Source organism: Frankia sp. AiPs1 (assembly GCF_023716945.1).
Classification (GTDB): domain Bacteria; phylum Actinomycetota; class Actinomycetes; order Frankiales; family Frankiaceae; genus Frankia.
In genome coordinates this window covers 1-4,076 of sequence record NZ_JAMQQF010000544.1, presented here as the reverse complement: position 1 = coordinate 4,076, position 4,076 = coordinate 1, and the positions used below count along the sequence as shown (strand labels likewise).

General features: G+C 73.5%; 4 protein-coding genes. 2 read left to right on the top strand and 2 right to left on the bottom strand.

The window, feature by feature from the left end; all coding sequences use genetic code 11:
* Positions 1-480: LLM class flavin-dependent oxidoreductase (locus ND748_RS27020; protein WP_285902769.1), on the bottom strand; the 480-nt coding region annotated here is incomplete at its 3' end.
* Positions 481-975: 495 nt separating this feature from the next.
* On the opposite strand from ND748_RS27020, the gene ND748_RS27015 reads away from it, so the two are divergent.
* Positions 976-1,968 (top strand): tyrosine-type recombinase/integrase, encoded by a 993-nt coding sequence (locus ND748_RS27015; RefSeq protein WP_374216047.1) that lies wholly within the window; start codon positions 976-978, stop codon positions 1,966-1,968.
* Between the two features lie 77 nt (positions 1,969-2,045).
* Here ND748_RS27015 and ND748_RS34280 read toward each other — a convergent pair whose 3' ends face one another.
* Positions 2,046-2,174 (bottom strand): hypothetical protein, encoded by a 129-nt coding sequence (locus tag ND748_RS34280; RefSeq protein ID WP_285902767.1) that lies wholly within the window; start codon positions 2,172-2,174, stop codon positions 2,046-2,048.
* Positions 2,175-2,894: 720 nt separating this feature from the next.
* Between ND748_RS34280 and ND748_RS27010 the strand changes: the two genes are divergently transcribed.
* Positions 2,895-3,827: a hypothetical protein gene (locus tag ND748_RS27010; RefSeq protein ID WP_251749030.1), complete on the top strand. Its 933-nt coding sequence runs from the start codon at positions 2,895-2,897 to the stop codon at positions 3,825-3,827.
* Positions 3,828-4,076: the final 249 nt, after the last annotated feature.

The following is a 4,076-nucleotide window of genomic DNA, read 5'->3' as shown; positions in this document are numbered from 1 at the left end:
GCGCAGCGCCGCCGGGGCGAACCCGCCGACGAGAATCGGCGGACCACCCGGCGTCGCGGGACGCGGACCGATCGGGGCGCCGTGGTGGGGCCCGCCGGCCCAGATCGCGCGCAACGCGACGAGCTGGTCGTCGAGGATCCGCCCGCGATGGTGCATCGGCGTCCCCGCCGCGTCATGGTCGTCGGCGCGGCCGCCGACGCCGACACCGAGGACGAACCGGCCGCCCGACATCCGGTCGACGGTGGCGACCTGCTTGGCCAGCAGCGCGGTGGCCCGCAACGGGCCGAGCAGGACCTCGGTCTGCAGGCGGATGCTGGTGGTGGCACCGGCGAGGGCGGCCAGCGCGACGAGGGGCTCGGGATTGTCGAAGGTGAGCCGGTCGAGCAGCGCCAGGGAGTCGAAGCCGGCCGCCTGCGCGCGGACGGCCCATGCGAGCAGGCGGGCGGGGTCACTGATGGGCAGGCCAAGGCCGAGGTCCATGATGATCTCCGTAAGGTGGGCAGCGGACAGCGCTGTCGCCACCTCCTGCTCGCCCGGGCGAGCAGCCGGCTCCCTCTGCGACGTGGTACGCGGAGCACGGCAAGCGGAGTTCCATCGGCGATCTTACCCGCACGCCTCGGTCCGCTGCGGCCCGAGGGACCCGCGAACGATCACGACTCGACACGCGCCCCACCGGCTTCGGTTTCGGCGCGGCTCGGTCTCGCGGTGTCCCGCCGATCAGGTGGACCGCCAGGCGGGCGGCCCCGGACGTCCACGGCGACGGCGGGAACTAGGGTAGGCCGCCATGACGCTGCACCACCGGTCCGCACCCCGGTGAACGACGAGATCGCGCGGTCCGCCGCCACCGACATCGACGTCGCCGACGTGGTCGACGCGCTCGACATCGGCGCCGACATCGACACCGACACCGGCGCCGACATCGACGATGTGCCCGACATCGACACCGACGCCGACACGGTCGACGCCGCGTGGCCGCTGCCCGTGCCGTCGCCGGGCGGATCCGCCACCGGGGGCGACGCGCCGCTCGCGCTGCCCGCCGATCTCGCCGCGCGCGTCGGTGACTACGCCCGCGCGTCACGGTCGGCGTCGACATGGCGCGCCTACGACAGCGACCTGCGCCAGTTCCGCGCCTGGTGCGCCCGCCAACCGGCGGCGCCCAGCGCCCTGCCCGCGACGGTGGCCACCGTCGCCGGCTACCTGGCCACGCTCGCCGACGCCGGCTACCGGCCCTCGACGATCCGCCGCCGCCTCGCCGCGATCTCCGTGGCCCACCAGCTCGCCCACCATCCCAATCCGGCCTCGGCGCCCGAGGTCGGCGCCGTCTGGGACGGCATCCGACGCACCCGCGGGATGCGTCCCACCCGCAAGACCGCGCTGGACACCGACCTGCTCACCCGGGTCGTGGCGGGCCTGGGCGACGATGACGTCGCCGACGCCCGCGACCGGGCCCTGCTGCTCATCGGTTTCGCCGGCTGCCTGCGCCGCAGCGAACTGGTCGGCCTCGACGTCGCCGACCTGGTGGAGACACCCGACGGTCTCATCGTCACCATCCGGGTGTCCAAGACCGACCAGGAGGGCGAAGGGGCGCTGGTCGGCATCGCCTACGGCTCCTACCGGCCGACCTGCCCGGTGCGGGCGTGGCGGGCCTGGGCGGATGCGGCGGACCTGCGCGAGGGCCCGGCGTTTCGCGCGGTCAGCCGGCACGGCCACGTCGGCGCGACGAGGCTCTACCCCGGGTCGGTGGCCCGCATCGTGCAACGCCGCGTCGCCGCCGCGGGCCTCGACCCCGCCGACTTCGCCGGGCATTCGCTGCGCTCGGGGTTCGCCACCGCCGCCGCCCGCGCCGGCGTCGCCGACCGCTCCATCATGCGCCAGGGCCGCTGGCGCTCCTCGGCGTCCCTGGACGGCTACATCCGCGCCGGGCGCCTGTTCGACCGCGACAACCCCTCCGGCCGCGTCGGCCTGTAGAACCCGGGACGGCAGGACCCGGCGCGGCGGAACCCCCGGGGCGGAGGCCGTCGTGGCCTGCTCGTTCGATGGGCTCGTCAGCGCCGGCGGAACCTGTCGACGGCGCAGGCGACACCGACACCCCAGAGCTGGATGACGACGGCACCGAGATCGGCCAGCCCCGTTCGGACCAGCCCGACCGCGGCCACGGACGATACGGCGATCACCAGGCCGGCGCACCAGCCACCCCCGCCCGGCCCGGTGCGGACCCGACGGTCACCGCCGCCGTGACGCGCCCGTGCGGGTACCGCCCGCGCCGACCGACGACCCCGGACGGTGGTGACGCAGTGTCGCGCCGCGGAGGTTCGATCGTGGGTGCGCGGGAGTGGGGAACGGCCGCGGACGGTGACGGACAGCCGGCAGGCATGGGCGCGTGTGCAGCGGCTGCGCGGGTGGCGACCCCGGCGGTGGTCAGGTGGGCCGGTGCGCGGACGGGTCCGCGGGCGGCGGCGTCTCATGAGGGGCTGCTCCTCGTTCAAGCGCGTCCGGCGGGTTCCGACCCCGACTGGTTGGGTCGGGGTCGATCGGGTCAGCGACGACGCCTTCGGCAACGTCGGTAACGATTCGGTTGTGCGTACCCTTCTTATCGAGCGGCACCAATGCATGGCAAGACGCCGCATCAGCCGTCAGAGAGGACGTCCGTGGCGCCGGGGAATGCGACATCGAATGTTGCATTCAGCCTGCCGTGCCGTAGGCGGCCGGCCGATCACAGCAGCTTGATACGGCACTGCGTGCCATATCAAATGTCGGGGCATGCGTGCCCGAGAACCAACGGAGAGTGAGGAAGGCGGATGTCGGGTAAACCGCAGCAGGAGCCGGTCACGCAGGCAGGATCCCCGCTCACGCTTCTGCTGCAGCACCGGTACGCACGGTATAAGGTGCACGGAGTGTCACTGGATGCGATCGCTCGCCAGCTGCAACCTCAGGGAACAACAACGGAACAACGAAGTCTGGCGGCCAAAATCGGCCGCTTCTTCCGCGACGGTTCGGGTGCGCCGTCGCAGCGCTGGTCCTACCTGGCAGCGGAGATACGACTCGGATTTCCCGAGGAGGAACAACAGGCGCAACTCGAAGCCTGCGCCGAGCTGTATCACAGCGCTTTTCCGGCCGCGACGGACTGTCCGTACGGGGTTTCGCCGGTGTTGTCCATCGAGGACCATGTCCGGCGCAACATCGAGGAGTCGATGCGAATACTGGGGCAGTCCGGCGGCGCCGAGGACCTCTCCGACGAAGACCTGCGACTGATGGCCGAGCGGCTCATGCCGCTGCTCGACGGCGCCAGTCTGCTCAACCCCTGCCGACACTGGATGTCCACACTGCGTGACACTCCAGGACGTAGCCATCACCCAGAGGACACCCTGGCCATCACACAGTGCGACGAACAGCTGGCCGCCTTCGACCGCCAGCTCGCCGTGGTGACGCGCAGCGCGGCCGGCCGGCTGCGTCACGCCATCCACGAGCATCGCGCCGCGCACCGCCGGGCTCTGGCCCATCCCGACGCCCCGGCCGGTCCCGTCGGCGCCGACTCGACGGCCGGCCTGGCCGCGGCGACGGGCGCCGCCGGGCCGGGTCCCGCCGGCGACACTCCGCCAGCCCCCCGTACCCCGCCGACCCTGCCTGACCCGCCGACCCTGCCTGATCCGGTGACCCTGCCTGATCCGGTGACCCTGCCTGGCCCGGTGACTCTGCCTGGCCCGGTGACCCCGTCGGCGCCGGCGTCCGCCTGGCGGTGGCTGCGCACCTCGCCGCCACCGGCCCGCCCGAAGCTCGGCCCCGGATCGGGCACGGACCGTTCCCCTGGCGCGGTCGCGGGTGAGTAGGGCGTCGGCGACGCCGCATCGTCGGGAGGCGAGCCCGCTCAGGGCTGGGCCCACCAGCGCCCGCAGCCACCGTCGCGGCGGCCCCACCGGCGGGATCCTCCAAGACGACCCTGGGGACCTGGGAGTCCTGGGAGTCCTGGGAGACATGGTCATGTTCTCGTTGCCGGGGTGGGCGTGGCAGGCTGCCAGGTGTGAACAGTGGCGCCACGGCGGAACCGGGCCCCGGGACGGGCGCGGCCGCCGCCGCGC